The following is a 16,736-nucleotide window of genomic DNA, read 5'->3' on the forward strand; positions in this document are numbered from 1 at the left end:
ATTCCCACTAAGGTGGTATCAGTCTTTTGTTTTGTAGAGTAGGAGGAATAAGCATGAAAAACTGGCTAAAGGATGATGAACGATTAGACTATTTGTTGGCTGAGAATTTGCGTATTATTCAAAGCCCCTCCGTCTTTTCGTTTTCATTAGATGCAGTATTGCTTTCAAAGTTTGTTAATATTCCCTACCATAAGGGGAATATTGTTGATTTATGTTCAGGGAATGGTGTAATCCCTCTCTTTTTAAGTGCACGTACAAAGGGACAAATAAAGGGAGTAGAAATTCAGCCACGTTTATTTGATATGGCAGAGAGAAGTATCCGTTATAATCAATTAGAACATCAAATTCAAATGATTCTTGGCGATGTAAAAGAAATACCGAAACAATTAGGCATTGAAAAGTATGATGTTGTTACCTGCAATCCACCTTATTTTTTGGCTCATGAGGCAAGTGATAAAAATCTCAGTGAACATCATGCCATTGCAAGACATGAACTATATTTAACATTAGAAGAAGCTATTCAATCAGCCAGTAAGTTATTAAAGCAAGGTGGCAAAGCTGCATTTGTGCATCGTCCAGGTCGATTATTAGATATTGTTACAGCGATGCGAGCAAATCGCTTAGAGCCTAAAAGGATGCAACTCATTTATCCGAAAGAAGGTAAAGAAGCCAATACGTTACTAATAGAAGGAATAAAAGATGGGAAGCCAGATTTAAAAATCTTGCCACCTTTGTATGTCTATGATGCCAATAATGAATATACAGAAGAAGTGAGAGAGATCCTTTATGGAAAAGAGCAATAATCACTACTTTTACGTACTAGAGTGTGCGGATCAAACACTTTATGCTGGGTATACAAATAATATAGAAAAACGTGTTGCTATACATAACGCTGGTAAAGGGGCAAAATATACAAGAGCTAGAGGTCCAGTGAAATGTATTTATAATGAAATGTTTGAGACAAAGCAAGAAGCTATGCGTGCTGAATATGCATTTAAGCAATTAACAAGAACACAGAAAATAAATTATATAAGGAGGGGTGAATCGTGAAATCTCAAAAAAGTACAATACACGATTTGACAGGCTGTTTATATCTGGTAGGAACACCTATTGGGAATTTAGAGGATATGAGTGTACGTGCATTGCGCATTTTAAAAGAGGCCGATATTATAGCAGCAGAAGATACAAGAAATACAAAGAAGCTATGTAATTACTTCGATATTGAAACCCCATTAATCAGCTACCATGAACATAATTTAGCAGTAGGTGGAGAAAAATTATTAACTTTACTACATGAAGGGAAAACAATTGCCTTAGTAAGTGATGCAGGCTTACCTTGTATTTCTGATCCGGGAGCGGATATAGTCGAAAAAGCAATTGCTGAAAACTTTCCTGTTGTGCCTGTACCAGGTCCGAATGCAGCGATATCAGCATTAATTGCTTCTGGATTGACGCCACAGCCATTTTTCTTTTATGGCTTTTTGAATCGTGGAAAAAAAGAACGTCGGCAGCAATTAGAGCAACTAAAAAAACGTCAAGAAACTATTTTATTATATGAGGCACCACATCGCTTAAAGGATACATTAAAAGATATGGAGGCTATACTCGGTAACCGTCGCATTGTCTTAGCCCGAGAGCTAACTAAGAAATTTGAAGAATTTTTACGTGGTACATTGGTTGAAGCTGTAGAATGGTCACAGACAGAGGAAATACGAGGAGAGTTTTGTATAGTCCTTGAAGGTAATAGCTCTGTCGAAGAGGAAAATGAAGAAGAAGCCTATTGGCAAACGATGTCGGTTGTGGAACATGTAGATTACATTATTAATCAATCGAATGTTACATCAAAAGAGGCAATTAAGGAAGTAGCCAAGCTAAGACAAGTCGCGAAGAGAGATATTTATAATGAATATCATAGTTAATAATAGTAAAGGGTTACCTTATTAGGTAGCTCTTTATTTTAATTTGAAGCTTCTTGCTACAAAGCGTCGACATAACTAATTTTAAATTGATAAGAATTGTAAATAATAGTAACCTTGAGTAGAAAGGTCTGACATGGACATTATAAGGGGTATAGAAATTGGGTATATTAATTTGTATACAAATAGAAACACCTAAATCACTGAGTTGATTTAGGTGAGTAAGAAGGTTATTTTTTTAAGTTAGCTTGGATTTCTTTTACTAACATTTCAGCGCCTTCTGGACTTAAAATTAATTTGCCTCCAACTAGACGGAAGTTATCATCTGAAACTTCACCAGTAACGGCACATGTCATATTAGGCATATATTTTTTTAAGATGATTTTATCATCATCGACATAGATTTCTAAAGCGTCCTTTTCAGCAATACCTAGCGTACGACGTAACTCGATAGGAATTACTACACGACCTAACTCATCGACTTTACGAACAATCCCTGTTGATTTCATAATAGATTTCCTCCTAATTTATAAAAGTTATATTTGTATTTCGTCAAATTTCGACATTATTTCCTTGTCTGATAGTTATCATACCAAGTAATGCCATAAACGTCAATTAATTAATACACTAATATTATGGTTTTAGAAAAATTTTTTTGAGAAGAATGCAGATATTTTAATTATTTTAAAAGGTTTTTAATAAATATTTTCTATAATAGTAAAAAAGGTTCTTATTTAAGTCATTTAATGGATTGAATATATTATTCGACAATTTTCGCATGTAATAAACTTTCATTGAAACGAATTTCGTACTTCGTTAGAATAGAGAGTATATTGTAGAACAATGGAGGCAGTTCTTGTGAGTGAACAACAAAAAACATTCTATATAACAACACCCATTTACTATCCAAGTGGGAAATTTCATATTGGTACGGCATATACAACAGTTGCATCTGATACTATTGCACGCTATAAACGTTTACGTGGCTATGATGTTCGTTTTTTAACAGGTATGGACGAGCATGGACAAAAAATACAGGAAAAAGCAGCAGAGGCAGGTAAGCACCCTCAAGATTATGTAAATGAAATCGCAGATGCTGCTAAAAAGCTATGGGCTTTAATGGATATTTCTTACGATGACTTTATTCAAACAACGCAAGAACGACATACTAAAGCTGTCGAAAAGATCTTCCAGAAGTTTTTAGATAATGGAGATATTTATAAAGGCGAATATGAGGGCTGGTATTGTACACCGTGTGAATCATTCTTTACAGAGACTCAATTAGTTGATGGAAATTGTCCAGACTGTGGTCGACCAGTGCACAAAGTAAAAGAAGAATCGTATTTCTTTAATATGAAGAAATATGCCGATCGTTTATTAGCTTATTATGAAGAAAATCTAGAATTCATTGAGCCCGAATCACGGAAAAATGAAATGATTAACAACTTTATTAAACCAGGACTTGAAGATTTATCTGTATCAAGAACTTCCTTCGATTGGGGAATTAAAGTACCTGGGGATCCAAAGCATGTCATTTATGTGTGGGTGGATGCATTAACGAATTATATTACATCTCTAGGATATCTTTCAGATGATGAGACATTGTTCAACAAATATTGGCCAGCAGATGTACATGTAGTAGGAAAAGATATTGTTCGCTTCCATACTATTTATTGGCCTATTTTCTTAATGGCATTAGATTTGCCATTACCAAAAAAGGTATTTGCCCATGGTTTTATTATGATGAAAGACGGTAAAATGTCTAAATCAAAAGGAAATGTCATTTATCCAGAAATGCTAATCGAGCGTTATGGCCTAGATGCGACACGTTATTTCCTTTTACGTGAATTGCCATTTGGCTCTGACGGGGTATTTTCTCCAGAATCATTTATCGAACGTACAAACTTTGATTTAGCAAATGATTTAGGTAATTTATTAAATCGAACTATTTCCATGATTAATAAATATTATGATGGCATTATTCCTACAGAAAATCTTCAACAAACAGAATTTGATGCAGGTTTAAAAGAACAAGCTGAGTCAGTTCGTATTAAATATGAAGAAAGTATGGAAAAAATGCAATTTAGTGTCGTACTTGCTGATCTATGGACACTAGTTTCACGTACTAATAAATATATAGATGAAACCCAGCCTTGGGTATTAGCAAAAGAAGAAGCGGATAAGCCAAAACTAGGTGCTGTTATGCGAAATTTGGCAGAAAGCTTACACCAAATAGCTGTCATGTTACAACCATTTATGACAACAACACCAAAACGTATGATCGATCAGTTAGGTTTAGATGACAAATTCTTAGCATGGGATACAATTGAAACATTCGGCAATACTATTCCAGCAAACATTAAAGTGGTAGAAAAAGGGATACCTATTTTCCCACGCTTGGAAAATGAAGTTGAAATTGCTTATATTCGTGAGGAAATGCGTGGTTCTGTGAAAACACCACAAGAAGAAGAAACTAATAAGGTTGCCAAGTCTAACGAACATCCAGATATTCCTGAAATTACTATTGATGATTTTATGAAAATTGATTTGCGAGTGGCAACTGTAACTGCATGTGAAACCGTCCCAAAAGCTGATAAATTATTAAAGCTTCAAGTTGATCTAGGATACGAGCAACGCCAAGTTGTTTCAGGTATTGCGAAATTCTATAATCCCGATGAATTAATTGGTCAAAAGGTGATTGTCGTTGCGAATTTAAAACCAGTTAAATTACGTGGAGAGTTGTCACAAGGTATGATTTTAGCTGGTGAAAAAGATGGAATTTTAAAATTAGCATCAGTTGATCCGAAACTTGAAAATGGTGCAAAGGTAAAGTAAAAAACTATGAAAGGCCTGCTGAATAGAAAATATTCGGCAGGCTTTTCAAATCTGGTTGTAAAAAGGACTATTTATTATTCTGAAATAGTTTGTGCGTTGTGAAATAAAGGGATTTTTAGGTATTTTGTATTATAAGTAGAGTTGTCGATTAAGTGTAATGTCACATTACCAAATAGTTTGTAACAAATTTGTAATGCTTACGAAAAATATGAAATAATAAATTTTAATAAAATCGATGTTAGGAGAATGAAGATGTTTATAGATAGCCATGTACATTTAAACGCAGATCAGTATGATGAAGACCTTCAGGCGGTAATAGATAGAGCCCTTGAAGCTAAAGTAGAGAAAATGGTTGTAATTGGTTTTGACCGTAAAACCATTGAAAGAACTATGCAATTGATAGAGCAATATGATTTTGTTTACGGTGTTATTGGCTGGCATCCAGTAGATGCCATTGATTGTACGCAAGAAGATTTGGAATGGATTGAAAAGTTAGCATCACATCCAAAAATAGTTGGCATTGGTGAAACTGGGTTGGACTACTATTGGGATAAATCCCCAAAAGACGTTCAACAAGCACTTTTCCGCAAACAGATTCATTTAGCACAAAAGACCGGTTTGCCAATTATTATTCATAACAGGGATGCAACAGGAGATGTTGTAAGAATATTACGCGAAGAGAACGCAGCATCAGTAGGAGGTGTTATGCACTGCTTTAGTGGGAGTGTAGAAACAGCGCGTGAATGTATAGCTATGAATTTTATGATTAGTCTTGGTGGACCAGTAACATTCAAAAATGCACGTCTGCCAAAGGAAGTGGCTACAGAAATACCTCTAGAGCACTTGATGATCGAAACAGATGCCCCTTACTTGGCGCCACATCCACATCGAGGTAAGCGCAATGAACCAGCATTTGTACCCTTAGTTGCGGAGGAAATTGCGCGTTTAAAAGGGTTGACAATTGAGGAAATTGGACAAGCAACTACAGACAATGCGAAAAAATTTTTTGGGATTGACAATTAACTAGCTTAGATGCCTCCAATACAGGGTTTATGGTTGGCAAAAACAAAGAAGTCAATTTTCAGAGAAATACTTTCGGGTTGACAGTGCCAAAACTAGTCCGTATAATCCAACCTTGTATTAAGGAGGCGTTTTTTCATGTCAAATAATTCCATGAAAAACTTGTTCTTAGGATCATTGAGGAGTAAGCAAACAGTGATAAGAATTATTTCACTTGTCCTGTTTGTATCTGTAATCTCTTTCGTACTCTACCAAGGTACGAAAAAAGCCGTAACGCTTGAAGCAAACGGAGAAACAATCGAAGTATCAACACATGCCAAAACTGTAGAACAATTATTACAAGATCAAAATATAGATGTAGCAGAGCATGACAAAATATCACCCTCTCTGAACACCAAAATTGTTAATGGATTAGCAATTCAATGGGAACAGGCAAAAGAAGTAACTATTTCAGTTGATGGAAATCAGTCAAAAGTTTGGACAACTGAAACACTTGTGAAAGACATTTTGAAGGAAGCAAATATTAAAGTATCTGAACATGACACTTTAGCACAGGGTCTAGATACTGAACTAGGTGCAGAAAACAAAATCGATATTCAAAAAGCGTTTCAAGTAGCGCTTGTCGATGGCGTAAATAAAAGACAAGTATGGTCCACTTCGACTACGGTCGCTAACTTTTTAAAACAACAAGGAATTCAGTTAAATGAATTCGATCGTGTCGAAAATAACCTGGAGGACGTTATTACTCCGGCGAGTAAAATCACAGTAGTTCGCGTAGAAAAGGTTATCGATGTAGTGGAAGACTCTTTAGATTTCGCAGTTGAAAAGAAGCAGGATGCTTCATTGCAAAAGGGTAAACAAAAGGTAGTGGCAACAGGCGAGAATGGCTCAGTTTCTCGTACGTATGAGATTGTCAAAGAAAATGGTAAGGTTGTAGCGAAAAATTTACAATCTGAAAAAGTTTTAAAAGAGCCGAAAAAGAAAGTCGTTGCAGTTGGCACTAAAACAGTTGTTGCAAGTGCACAAACTGTATCACGTGGTTCAGCAGAGCCAGCTAGCGGCAAAGAATTTTATGTAACGGCAACAGCTTATACACCATATTGTGACGGTTGTTCAGGTACATCAGCAACTGGTATAAACTTACGTTCAAATTCTGGATTAAAGGTAATTGCAGTTGACCCATCTGTTATTAAATTAGGCTCAAAAGTATGGGTTGAAGGCTACGGTACAGCTATTGCTGGGGATACTGGTGGCGCAATTAAGGGTAATAAGATCGATATACTTGTACAAACAGATGCCCAAGCACGTAACTGGGGACGTAAGAAAGTGCGTATTAAAGTATTAAATTAAAAAAATTGTAAAATTAATCAAAATGTTTTTTCACAAATGGAGCTTTCCTGTTTTGACTGGCAGGAAAGCTTTTTAATTTGACTATGAAAATTGATAGTGCAAGGAAAAGAGTCAAGTACATAAGATTTTTTGTTCTTGAGGGGCAGGTATAGTAGAAAAAATCACGGGTTTTGCTGCGTATTTGCTGTCTCAATTCAATTAGCTTTAACTGCTATTGGTCAGAAAAATCGGCACAAGCAAGGCAAGGCATTTTGAGCTATTTAGCAAAAGATTTTGTAAGCACTGTATAATGATAAACTCTGTAAGCTGAAATGATATTAGGCTCGTTCCAGCCTTGTATTTCTGTACAAACAGTATCATGCAGTTGTAAAATGGTCAGAAGATAAGGTAGATAGAAAAGAGGAGCCTTTTTGCAAATAAAAGAAATCATAGTTGTTGAAGGAAAAGATGATACGACTGCTATTAAGCGTGCCGTACATGCAGATACTATAGAAACAAATGGGTCTGCTATCTCAGAGGAAACATTGAAGCGAATTCAGCATGCCCAAGAAAAACGTGGTGTTATAGTATTTACGGATCCTGACTATCCAGGACGTCGAATACGTGCCATTATTGAAGAGCATGTTCAAGGTGTGAAACATGCCTTTTTACCAAAAGCCAAAACGATTGCCAAGAACGGTAAAGGGTTAGGGATTGAACATGCTGCTGACGAAGATATAAGAGAAGCTCTACAACATGTTTATACCCCTCAGCATGATGTGCCAAGTGAAGATGATATTACACTAGAAGATTTAATGACAGCACGATTGATTGGGCACCCTCAATCTAAGCAGCGTCGTGATCGTCTAGGAGAAATCTTAAATATTGGAGCAACAAACGGTAAACAGCTTCATAAAAGGTTAAAAATGTTTCAGATTACAGAAAAGCAATTTGGTGCGGCGGTCGCACAGCTAGATCAGGAGGAAAATAATGCATAAGGATATTGCAACACCTATTCGTACTCAAGAAATTTTAAAAAAGTATGGATTTTCATTTAAAAAAAGTTTAGGTCAAAATTTTTTAATTGACCCTAACATTTTAAGAAATATAGTGAGTCATGCAGATTTAACAGAAAACAGTGGTGCAATTGAAGTTGGTCCTGGTATTGGAGCATTAACAGAGCATCTGGCAAGAAGTGCAAAAAAGGTTGTTTCCTTTGAAATTGACCAACGCTTATTACCGGTACTAGAAGATACACTTAGTCCATATAATAATGTGTCTATTATTCATTCTGACATACTTAAGGCTGATGTCGCGAAGGTTATTGCAGATGAAATGCCAGGAATTGAAGATATTATGGTCGTTGCCAATCTACCGTATTATGTCACTACACCAATCTTAATGAAATTGCTCAATGATCGACTGCCAATTCGCGGTTTTGTTGTTATGATGCAAAAAGAGGTAGCTGATCGTATAACGGCTAAGCCAGGAACGAAGGAATATGGTTCATTATCTATTGCGATTCAGTATTATGTGAAGGCCGATATTGCTATGACTGTGCCAAAAACAGTTTTCATGCCACAACCAAATGTAGATTCAGCAGTACTTCGTCTTATCAAGCATGATGAACCACCTGTAAAAGTAATAGATGAGGACTTTTTATTTGTCGTGACTCGTGCTTCATTCGTACAGCGAAGGAAAACAATTTATAATAACCTACAATCAGGGTTGCCAAACGGTAAGGCACATAAGGATTCGATCTTAGAGGCATTAGAGGCAGCTAATATTGAACCAACTCGTCGTGGAGAAACACTTTCTATTCAAGAGTTTGGAAAATTAGCAGATGCACTGTATCCTGTGTTTGCAAAGTAATTTTTGTTAACAATTTTTCTTTGATGTAAAAAAATATATATTTTTTATAAAAAATAAGTTGACAAGTTTTATAAGAGGCTGATAAAATATTATATTTTGTTGACATTTTTGGGCGTTTCGCTTATACTAGTTATTAGTGAGGTGTAAGCGAAAATGCCAAAAACTTTAGCGGACATTAAAAAGTCGTTGGATTGTCATTTGGGTAAACGTTTGCAATTAAAAGCAAACGGTGGTCGCAAGAAAACGGTTGAGTGTGCAGGGATATTACGTGAAACATATCGCGCTATCTTTGTAGTAGAGCTCGATCAAGAAGACAATACGTGCAAGCGCGTATCGTATAGTTACACAGATATTTTAACTGAAGCAGTAGAGATTACATTTTTAGACGAAGCAAAGGCTGCTGTCGCAAAATAGTTTCTAGTACTTATTTCTATATTTTCAAAACACTCATGTATGTTAAAAACTACATGAGTGTTTTGCGTTTTCGCGGGCATACTAAATTCGTCAGTTGTTAAAGGAGGAGTTTATATGCCTAGAAAAGGTATCATGTCACCTCGATTAAAAGAAGAGATCGCAAAAGAACTTGGATTTTATGATGTTGTGCAAAAGGAAGGCTGGGGCGGCATAAAAGCTCGAGATGCTGGTAATATGGTTAAACGTGCCATTGAAATGGCTGAACGGGCAAGTAGTGAGCAAGAGCGTAAGTAGGCTATTTTTGTTAAAGTAGGCAACTTATAAAGTTTCATTCAGCAGGGATGAAAATCCTTACTAACACAACAAATACAACTGACGAAAGAGAACCGATACACCGAAGAGGGTATACGGTTCTTTTTTTCCATTTTCGTATGCCCAATATGGTAAAATAAAATGAATAACCTTGCGCGAAAAAAAGGAACTGTTTATACGTGTAGCTATAAGGGAGGAAGAAATATGCTTTATGTAAAGGCGCCTGCAAAAATCAATTTAACATTAGATGTGCTTTATAAAAGACCAGATAATTTTCACGAAGTAGAGATGGTCATGACAACAGTCGATTTAGCTGATCGTATTAGTCTTGAATCTCGAGAAGATGGAGAAATCCAAATAATCTCTACTGATAATTTTGTACCAAATGATCATCGTAATTTTGCTTATCAGGCAGCGCGTCTCATTAAAGATACATACGGCATTAGACAAGGTGTATCCATTACAATTGAAAAGGAAATTCCCATTGCAGCAGGGCTAGCGGGCGGTAGTAGTGATGCAGCCGCTACTTTAAAGGGTCTCAATGAGCTGTGGGATTTAGGTTTATCGATAGATGAATTAGCAGAATTGGGAGCTAAAATTGGCTCTGATGTTTCATTTTGTGTCTATGGTGGCACAGCATTAGCTACAGGCCGTGGGGAAAAAATAAAGGAATTACCAGCCCCACCAAACTGTTGGGTGGTCTTAGCAAAGCCTAAAATTGGTGTATCTACAGCTGAGGTATATGGAGGATTGAAGGTTGAAGGCTTAGAACACCCAAATACTAAGCAGATGATACAGGCTATTGAAACAAAAGATTATGAGCTATTATGCTCTTCATTAGGGAATGTTCTGGAAACTGTAACATTTAAGTTACATCCAGAAGTTGTGATGTTAAAGGAACAAATGAAGCGTTTTGGTGCAGATGCCACATTGATGAGTGGAAGCGGTCCGACTGTGTTTGGTCTGGTGGATAGTGAAGCTCGAGTAAGCCGCATCTATAATGGTTTACGTGGTTTTTGTGAGGAAGTTTATGCAGTTCGAATTTTAGGTGAGCGAAATACACTTGCTTAGAAACGCAAATTTGTGTTAATTTTACCTATAAATATTCGTGTTTAGGAGAGGGTCGCATGAAATGGAAACGTAGTGAACGACTAGTTGATATGACGTACTATTTACTAGAACATCCACATCAGCTGATCCCGCTAACTTATTTTTCAGAATTATATCAATCTGCGAAGTCATCCATTAGTGAGGATTTAACGATTGTAAAAGAAACTTTCGAAGAAAAAGGAATCGGGTTATTGATGACAGTGCCGGGCGCCGCAGGAGGAGTAAAATATATTCCGAAAATGTCCGAGACTGAAGTACGTTTAGTAATTCAGGATTTAAAGGCAGAGCTTGAACATTCAGATCGATTATTACCAGGTGGGTACCTATTCATGACAGATTTGCTAGGGAACCCAGATTTAATTAATCGAGTAGGGAAGGTATTTGCCTCTGCTTTTGCTGATCAACAAATTGATGTCATAATGACTGTAGCAACAAAGGGTATTTCTATTGCTCACGCGATTGCAAGACATTTAAATGTACCAGTGGTTGTTGTGAGAAGAGATAGTAAAGTAACCGAGGGCTCTACAGTAAGTATTAACTATGTATCTGGTTCTTCCAGAAGAATTCAGACAATGGTATTATCAAAAAGAAGCATGAAAAGTGGACAACGTGTTTTAATTACTGACGACTTTATGAAGGTCGGTGGTACGATGAACGGTATGAAAAATCTATTAGAGGAGTTTGATTGTCAGTTAGCAGGTATAGCGGTGCTTGTAGAGGCTGAACATGCGGACGAAACTTTAGTAGATGATTATTATTCACTTGTAAAGCTTCATGAAGTTAATGAAAAAGATCGAACAATTGCATTAAGTGAAGGTAACTATTTTTCTAGAAGGGGACATGACAAATGAAAGTAGTAGCAACAACAAATGCACCAGCAGCAATTGGACCATACTCACAAGGAATTATTGTTAACGGAATGTTTTATAGCTCAGGGCAAATTCCATTAACAGCATCAGGGGAATTGGTAGAGGGCGATATAACAGCTCAAACAAATCAAGTTTTCGCTAATTTAAAAGCAGTTTTAGCAGAAGCAGGATCTTCTTTAGAAAATGTTGTAAAGACAACTGTTTTTATGAAGGATATGAATGACTTTGTAGCTATGAATGAGGTTTATGCAAGTCATTTTGGTGATCATAAACCAGCTCGTTCAGCGGTAGAGGTAGCTCGACTTCCGAAAGATGTAAAAGTAGAAATAGAAGTAATTGCTATGGTTAAATAAACATAAATTGATAAGCTCACTAAAGGGAACTACGCGTTCTGTTTAGTGAGCTTTTTTAATACTGACAAACAATTGTCAAAAATTCCGTATATAAGAAAAAATATTATTCTAATAAGTATTCAAATTTTTTAGAAAATTTGATAGACTATAAAAAGGAAAATATTCGGTAATCGAGAATATGATATTTTCAATTAGGCATCTAAGAAGAGAGGTGGTGAGAAAATGGAAGTTACTGATGTGAGATTACGTCGGGTACAGACGGATGGTCGCATGCGTGCGATTGCTTCCATTACACTTGACAATGAATTCGTTGTTCACGATATTCGTGTAATTGATGGAAATACTGGTTTATTCGTCGCAATGCCAAGTAAAAGGACGCCGGACGGGGAGTTTAGAGATATTGCACACCCAATTAATTCGGATACTCGCAATAAAATTCAGGAGATCATTTTAAACGAGTATCATAACTCTAGTGAAATAGAGGAAACGACTAAAGAAGAAGAATTAGAAGGAATTGGTGTCTAATCAAAAGGAAATAAATACCTCACTGGGGATTTGCTACAAAATGAATCTATGAAAAGATATAAAGAACTCTTCATGTATGAAGGGTTCTTTTTATTTTGATAAAAAGAGAATATGAGCTTTTTTAGGATATACTTCATGACATTCGAGCATATGGTGCAGTGGTTTTTGTAATTCATCTTTTTGTCAACTCTACATGCCTTGAAAATAGATGAATTTTGCTATATAGTCATAAGAGAAAATGAGCGTATTGGAGGACTTACAGATGAGCAATGTTTTTGCTGTCATTTTGGCTGCAGGTCAAGGTACACGTATGAAGTCCAAATTATATAAAGTGCTCCATCCAGTATGTGGGAAACCAATGGTACAACATGTGGTGGATCATATTCAAACGTTAGATGTAAATCGCATTGTAACGGTTGTAGGACATGGTGCAGAAAAAGTGCAATTACAGCTAGGAGATAAAAGTGAGTATGTTCTGCAGGCAGAACAGTTAGGGACAGCACATGCTGTTCAACAGGCTGAAGAAATTTTAGGTAATGAAGAAGGTACAACTTTAGTTGTCTGTGGAGACACACCCCTTATTCGACCTGAAACAATGCAGGCTTTATTCGAACATCACCAAGCTAAAAATGCTAAAGCAACAATTTTAACAGCGATTGCTGAAAATCCAACTGGCTATGGTCGTATTTTACGTGGCGAGAACGGACAGGTGGAACAAATTGTTGAGCAAAAGGACGCATCGGCAGAACAGCAATTAGTAAAAGAAATAAACACTGGCACATACTGCTTTGATAACAAACTGTTATTTGAAACATTAAAGCTTGTGAAAAATGATAATGCACAGGGCGAATTTTATTTACCTGATGTCATTGAAATTTTACAAAAACAAGGCGATATTGTAGAAGCATATGTGACGGATGATTTTGAAGAAACGTTAGGTGTCAATGATCGTGTAGCTTTGTCACAGGCAGAGACATTAATGCGTGCAAGAATTAATGAAAAACATATGCGTAATGGTGTGACGATTATCCACCCAGAAACAACTTATATTAGCGCAGATGCAGTAATTGGTCGTGATACAATCATTCAACCAGGTTCAATGATTGAGGGTGCTACTGTTATTGGTGAGGATTGCATTATTGGACCAAACACTCAAATTGCAGATAGTCGTATCGGTGATCGTACAACTGTACATTCCTCTGTAGTACGTGAAAGCGCTATTGCAGAAGATACAGCAATTGGACCATATGCTCATATTCGACCGCTTTCAGAGATCGGTAGTCATGTGAAAATTGGTAACTTTGTAGAAGTGAAGAAAAGCAAGCTAGATAATGACACGAAAGTATCGCATTTAAGTTATATTGGTGATGCTGAAATCGGTAGTAACGTCAATATTGGCTGTGGTTCCATTACAGTAAACTATGATGGAAAAAATAAGTTCAAAACGATTATTGAAGATGATGTATTTGTAGGATGTAATACTAACTTAGTAGCACCAGTGAAAGTTGGAAAAGGTTCATTTATTGCAGCAGGTTCTACAATTACAAAAGAAGTTCCTGAAGATGCACTTGCAATTGCGCGTGCAAGACAAGAAAACAAACCTAATTATGTAAGCAAATTAAATTCAAAATAATTATCAACTAAACAGGAGGCCATCATGCCGTATCATTATGCAAACTCACAATTAAAAATATTTTCTCTTAATTCTAATAATCCATTAGCTCAAGAAATTGCGCAGGAAATGGGTGTTGAATTAGGAAAATCTTCTGTTAAGCACTTCAGTGATGGAGAGATTCAAATTAGCATTGAAGAAAGTATTCGTGGTTGTGATGTGTTTATCGTGCAGTCTACTTCTGCACCTGTAAACGAACATTTAATGGAGCTTTTAATTATGGTGGATGCAGTTAAACGCGCATCTGCTCGTACAGTAAACGTTGTAATGCCTTATTATGGCTATGCACGCCAAGACCGAAAAGCAAAAGCGCGCGAGCCAATTACAGCTAAATTAGTGGCGAACCTTCTAGAGACTGCTGGTGCAACACGTGTAATCGTACTAGATTTACACGCACCTCAAATTCAAGGTTTCTTTGATATCTTAATCGACCACTTAATGGCAGTACCTTTATTATCAGATTACTTCAAATCTAAAGGTATTCCAGCAGAAGAAATCGTTGTTGTTTCACCTGACCATGGTGGGGTAACACGTGCTCGCAAAATGGCTGAACGTTTAAAAGCACCGATTGCAATTATTGACAAGCGACGTCCAAAACCAAATGTTGCGGAAGTTATGAACATTGTTGGTAATGTAGATGGTAAAGTGGCAATCTTGATTGATGATATTATTGACACAGCAGGTACGATTACAATTGGTGCTGACGCATTACGTGCTGCTGGTGCAAAGGAAGTTTATGCATGCTGTTCTCACCCTGTATTATCTGGTCCAGCAATCGAACGTATTGAAAACTCTGCTATTAAAGAGTTAGTTGTGACAAATACAATTCAGCTTGCAGACGAGAAAAAGTCTCCGAAAATTACTGAGCTTTCTGTAGCAAAATTGATGGCTGATGCGATTTCTCGCGTTTATGAAAACAAATCTGTAAGTACACTATTTGATTAATAATAAATATAGACAAATCCATCTTTTTAGATGGATTTGTTTTTTTTTATGTTAAATGATTCGGACATAAGTTCATCTTGGGAATAAATAATCGAGTGTTTTTTGTGTGATTCTTCATATAAAGGGGTATAATAGAAAATGTGACTTAATAATATTTACTCTATCAAATAATAAGAGATAAATATTATCATAGCCTACAACATATTGCTTGTTGATAAGGCGTAAATAATTTTCTTGGAAGGGGAATAAAGAAGTATGAGTACAGTATTAAGTGTTAAAAAGCGCGAAACTGGGCATCGTTCGACATTAACCCAACTTAGAAAAGGGGGAGCCATTCCTGCGGTTATTTACGGCTATAAATTAGATTCAACCCCAATTTCTATTTCTGCAAAAGAATTTGTTAAGTCCATTCAGAGAAATGGACAAAATAGTGTGTTTTCACTTGAGTTAGAGGGGCAAAAAGTGAATGCTGTTGTGTCAGAAATACAGCAATGTTCATTAAAGGATGAAGTAAATCATGTCGACTTTTTAGCCATTAATATGGCTGAGGAGTTAGAAGCTGATGTTCCGATTAAACTAATGGGTCAGTCAGTCGGTGTGAGTGAGGGCGGTATTTTAATGCAGCCTAACTTAGAATTGAAAGTGAAGGTAAAACCAGCAGAGTTACCTGAATCGATTGATGTTGATATTTCAACATTGAAAATTGGAGAATCCTTAACTGTAAAAGATATTCGAGATCATATACCTGTTGAAGTTATTGATGAAGATGATTATATATTAGTAACGATTATAGCGCCTGCTTCAGTAGAAGAAGAGACTATAGACGGTGTGGAAGAGCAAGAATAAAAATAAATAATAGGTAAGGCTAGTAAGAAAGTTGAGCTTTCTTATTAGCCTTATTTTTTATGCGGTTTAAGAATTGTACAAAATGCTTTCTATGTGTGCTGTATGGTAAAATAATGACTATTAGATTGAAAGAAGAGAGGTACTTATGAAAATTATTGTTGGTTTAGGAAACCCAGGTAAACCTTATGAGCATACAAGACATAATATTGGCTTTGATGTAATTGATGCGATAGCAGAAAAATGGGGGACGCCTTTAACAAATTCAAAATTTAATGGAATGTACACAACTGTACATCGACCTGAAGGAAAGGTTCTACTTGTTAAACCTTTAACATATATGAATTTATCAGGGGAATGTATTGGTCCCCTTATGGATTATTTTGATATTGATGTAGAGGATTTAATTGTAATTTATGATGACTTAGATTTAGAAACAGGAAAATTGCGTCTGCGACAAAAAGGTAGTGCAGGCGGCCATAACGGCATTAAATCTTTAATTCAACATTTAGGTACCCAGGAATTTAATCGTATTCGAGTAGGAATTAATCGTCCACCTGCGGGCATGAAAGTTGCAGACTATGTCTTAGCGAAATTTTCAAAGGACGATCAGGTTCTTATGGAAGAAGCCATCGAAAAATCTGTAAATGCAGTCGAAGCATCTCTTTCAAAGCCGTTTCTTGATGTGATGAATCACTTTAACACTAGCAAATAAATGGAA

Annotated in this window: 19 protein-coding genes; 18 read left to right on the forward strand and 1 reads right to left on the reverse strand. The window is 36.3% G+C overall.

Going from position 1 to position 16,736, the window contains the following annotated elements; translation table 11 throughout:
- The first annotated feature begins 53 nt into the window (after positions 1-53).
- From OU989_RS00290 to rsmI, 3 genes are read left to right on the forward strand one after another with little or no spacing between them, the layout of a single operon-like run.
- Positions 54-803 carry a tRNA1(Val) (adenine(37)-N6)-methyltransferase gene (locus tag OU989_RS00290; protein WP_274795147.1) on the forward strand — a complete coding sequence of 250 codons (750 nt, stop codon included), beginning with the start codon at positions 54-56 and terminating at the stop codon, positions 801-803.
- Complete coding sequence (locus tag OU989_RS00295; RefSeq protein WP_274795148.1) at positions 787-1,050, forward strand: GIY-YIG nuclease family protein; 264 nt, start codon at positions 787-789, stop codon at positions 1,048-1,050. The genes OU989_RS00290 and OU989_RS00295 overlap by 17 nt, the downstream gene beginning before the upstream one ends.
- A complete protein-coding gene (gene rsmI / locus OU989_RS00300) occupies positions 1,047-1,919 on the forward strand; it encodes a 16S rRNA (cytidine(1402)-2'-O)-methyltransferase (RefSeq protein WP_274795149.1) in 873 nt (290 codons plus the stop codon). Before OU989_RS00295 ends, rsmI begins: the two co-directional genes overlap by 4 nt.
- 227 nt (positions 1,920-2,146) lie before the next feature.
- On the opposite strand, the gene OU989_RS00305 is transcribed toward rsmI, so the two are convergent.
- Positions 2,147-2,425, reverse strand: coding sequence for a transition state genes transcriptional regulator AbrB (locus tag OU989_RS00305; RefSeq protein ID WP_274795150.1), 279 nt, complete (start codon positions 2,423-2,425; stop codon positions 2,147-2,149).
- A 334-nt stretch (positions 2,426-2,759) separates the two neighbouring features.
- Between OU989_RS00305 and metG the strand changes: the two genes are divergently transcribed.
- The 15 genes from metG (at position 2,760) to pth (ending at position 16,730) form a co-directional block, all read left to right on the forward strand.
- Positions 2,760-4,751, forward strand: a complete 1,992-nt coding sequence (metG, locus tag OU989_RS00310; protein ID WP_396631777.1) for a methionine--tRNA ligase — start codon at positions 2,760-2,762, stop codon at positions 4,749-4,751.
- Between the two features lie 252 nt (positions 4,752-5,003).
- Entirely contained in the window at positions 5,004-5,774 is a 771-nt protein-coding gene (locus tag OU989_RS00315) for a TatD family hydrolase (protein ID WP_274795152.1), read from the forward strand.
- A gap of 135 nt (positions 5,775-5,909) precedes the next feature.
- Positions 5,910-7,121, forward strand: coding sequence for a resuscitation-promoting factor (locus OU989_RS00320; protein ID WP_274795153.1), 1,212 nt, complete (start codon positions 5,910-5,912; stop codon positions 7,119-7,121).
- Between the two features lie 410 nt (positions 7,122-7,531).
- On the forward strand, positions 7,532-8,098 hold the full coding sequence (gene rnmV, locus OU989_RS00325; protein ID WP_274795154.1) for a ribonuclease M5: 567 nt from the start codon (positions 7,532-7,534) through the stop codon (positions 8,096-8,098).
- Positions 8,091-8,972, forward strand: a complete 882-nt coding sequence (gene rsmA, locus OU989_RS00330) for a 16S rRNA (adenine(1518)-N(6)/adenine(1519)-N(6))-dimethyltransferase RsmA (protein WP_274795155.1) — start codon at positions 8,091-8,093, stop codon at positions 8,970-8,972. The genes rnmV and rsmA overlap by 8 nt, the downstream gene beginning before the upstream one ends.
- A gap of 153 nt (positions 8,973-9,125) precedes the next feature.
- Complete coding sequence (gene veg / locus OU989_RS00335; RefSeq protein ID WP_004229199.1) at positions 9,126-9,386, forward strand: biofilm formation stimulator Veg; 261 nt, start codon at positions 9,126-9,128, stop codon at positions 9,384-9,386.
- 114 nt (positions 9,387-9,500) lie between these two features.
- Positions 9,501-9,680 (forward strand): small, acid-soluble spore protein, alpha/beta type, encoded by a 180-nt coding sequence (locus tag OU989_RS00340; RefSeq protein WP_004229193.1) that lies wholly within the window; start codon positions 9,501-9,503, stop codon positions 9,678-9,680.
- A gap of 222 nt (positions 9,681-9,902) precedes the next feature.
- The gene (ispE, locus tag OU989_RS00345) at positions 9,903-10,769 is read left to right on the forward strand and encodes a 4-(cytidine 5'-diphospho)-2-C-methyl-D-erythritol kinase (RefSeq protein ID WP_274795156.1); all 867 of its coding nucleotides are present in this window, start codon (positions 9,903-9,905) and stop codon (positions 10,767-10,769) included.
- Positions 10,770-10,825: 56 nt separating this feature from the next.
- A complete protein-coding gene (gene purR / locus OU989_RS00350) occupies positions 10,826-11,659 on the forward strand; it encodes a pur operon repressor (protein WP_274795157.1) in 834 nt (277 codons plus the stop codon).
- Positions 11,656-12,030, forward strand: a complete 375-nt coding sequence (locus OU989_RS00355; RefSeq protein ID WP_274795158.1) for a RidA family protein — start codon at positions 11,656-11,658, stop codon at positions 12,028-12,030. The genes purR and OU989_RS00355 overlap by 4 nt, the downstream gene beginning before the upstream one ends.
- 222 nt (positions 12,031-12,252) lie before the next feature.
- Entirely contained in the window at positions 12,253-12,555 is a 303-nt protein-coding gene (spoVG, locus tag OU989_RS00360) for a septation regulator SpoVG (RefSeq protein ID WP_274795159.1), read from the forward strand.
- A gap of 262 nt (positions 12,556-12,817) precedes the next feature.
- The gene (gene glmU, locus OU989_RS00365; RefSeq protein WP_274795160.1) at positions 12,818-14,188 is read left to right on the forward strand and encodes a bifunctional UDP-N-acetylglucosamine diphosphorylase/glucosamine-1-phosphate N-acetyltransferase GlmU; all 1,371 of its coding nucleotides are present in this window, start codon (positions 12,818-12,820) and stop codon (positions 14,186-14,188) included.
- Between the two features lie 24 nt (positions 14,189-14,212).
- Positions 14,213-15,172: a ribose-phosphate diphosphokinase gene (locus OU989_RS00370; protein WP_274795161.1), complete on the forward strand. Its 960-nt coding sequence runs from the start codon at positions 14,213-14,215 to the stop codon at positions 15,170-15,172.
- Positions 15,173-15,427: 255 nt separating this feature from the next.
- Complete coding sequence (locus OU989_RS00375) at positions 15,428-16,018, forward strand: 50S ribosomal protein L25/general stress protein Ctc (protein WP_274795162.1); 591 nt, start codon at positions 15,428-15,430, stop codon at positions 16,016-16,018.
- A 145-nt stretch (positions 16,019-16,163) separates the two neighbouring features.
- On the forward strand, positions 16,164-16,730 hold the full coding sequence (gene pth, locus OU989_RS00380) for an aminoacyl-tRNA hydrolase (RefSeq protein ID WP_274795163.1): 567 nt from the start codon (positions 16,164-16,166) through the stop codon (positions 16,728-16,730).
- The last annotated feature ends 6 nt before the right edge of the window (positions 16,731-16,736 follow it).

It is taken from the genome of Lysinibacillus irui (assembly GCF_028877475.1).
GTDB classification, from domain to species: domain Bacteria; phylum Bacillota; class Bacilli; order Bacillales_A; family Planococcaceae; genus Lysinibacillus; species Lysinibacillus irui.

Excerpts from the sequence above, each read along its gene's own strand:
- OU989_RS00290 (WP_274795147.1), top strand. The coding sequence starts at position 54 with ATGAAAAACTGGCTAAAGGATGATGAACGATTAGACTATTTGTTGGCT.
- OU989_RS00295 (WP_274795148.1), top strand. The coding sequence starts at position 787 with ATGGAAAAGAGCAATAATCACTACTTTTACGTACTAGAGTGTGCGGAT.
- OU989_RS00305 (WP_274795150.1), bottom strand. The coding sequence starts at position 2,425 with ATGAAATCAACAGGGATTGTTCGTAAAGTCGATGAGTTAGGTCGTGTA.
- metG (WP_396631777.1), top strand. The coding sequence starts at position 2,760 with ATGGAGGCAGTTCTTGTGAGTGAACAACAAAAAACATTCTATATAACA.
- OU989_RS00315 (WP_274795152.1), top strand. The coding sequence starts at position 5,004 with ATGTTTATAGATAGCCATGTACATTTAAACGCAGATCAGTATGATGAA.
- OU989_RS00320 (WP_274795153.1), top strand. The coding sequence starts at position 5,910 with ATGTCAAATAATTCCATGAAAAACTTGTTCTTAGGATCATTGAGGAGT.
- rsmA (WP_274795155.1), top strand. The coding sequence starts at position 8,091 with ATGCATAAGGATATTGCAACACCTATTCGTACTCAAGAAATTTTAAAA.
- veg (WP_004229199.1), top strand. The coding sequence starts at position 9,126 with ATGCCAAAAACTTTAGCGGACATTAAAAAGTCGTTGGATTGTCATTTG.
- OU989_RS00340 (WP_004229193.1), top strand. The coding sequence starts at position 9,501 with ATGCCTAGAAAAGGTATCATGTCACCTCGATTAAAAGAAGAGATCGCA.
- ispE (WP_274795156.1), top strand. The coding sequence starts at position 9,903 with ATGCTTTATGTAAAGGCGCCTGCAAAAATCAATTTAACATTAGATGTG.
- purR (WP_274795157.1), top strand. The coding sequence starts at position 10,826 with ATGAAATGGAAACGTAGTGAACGACTAGTTGATATGACGTACTATTTA.
- OU989_RS00355 (WP_274795158.1), top strand. The coding sequence starts at position 11,656 with ATGAAAGTAGTAGCAACAACAAATGCACCAGCAGCAATTGGACCATAC.
- spoVG (WP_274795159.1), top strand. The coding sequence starts at position 12,253 with ATGGAAGTTACTGATGTGAGATTACGTCGGGTACAGACGGATGGTCGC.
- glmU (WP_274795160.1), top strand. The coding sequence starts at position 12,818 with ATGAGCAATGTTTTTGCTGTCATTTTGGCTGCAGGTCAAGGTACACGT.
- OU989_RS00370 (WP_274795161.1), top strand. The coding sequence starts at position 14,213 with ATGCCGTATCATTATGCAAACTCACAATTAAAAATATTTTCTCTTAAT.
- OU989_RS00375 (WP_274795162.1), top strand. The coding sequence starts at position 15,428 with ATGAGTACAGTATTAAGTGTTAAAAAGCGCGAAACTGGGCATCGTTCG.
- pth (WP_274795163.1), top strand. The coding sequence starts at position 16,164 with ATGAAAATTATTGTTGGTTTAGGAAACCCAGGTAAACCTTATGAGCAT.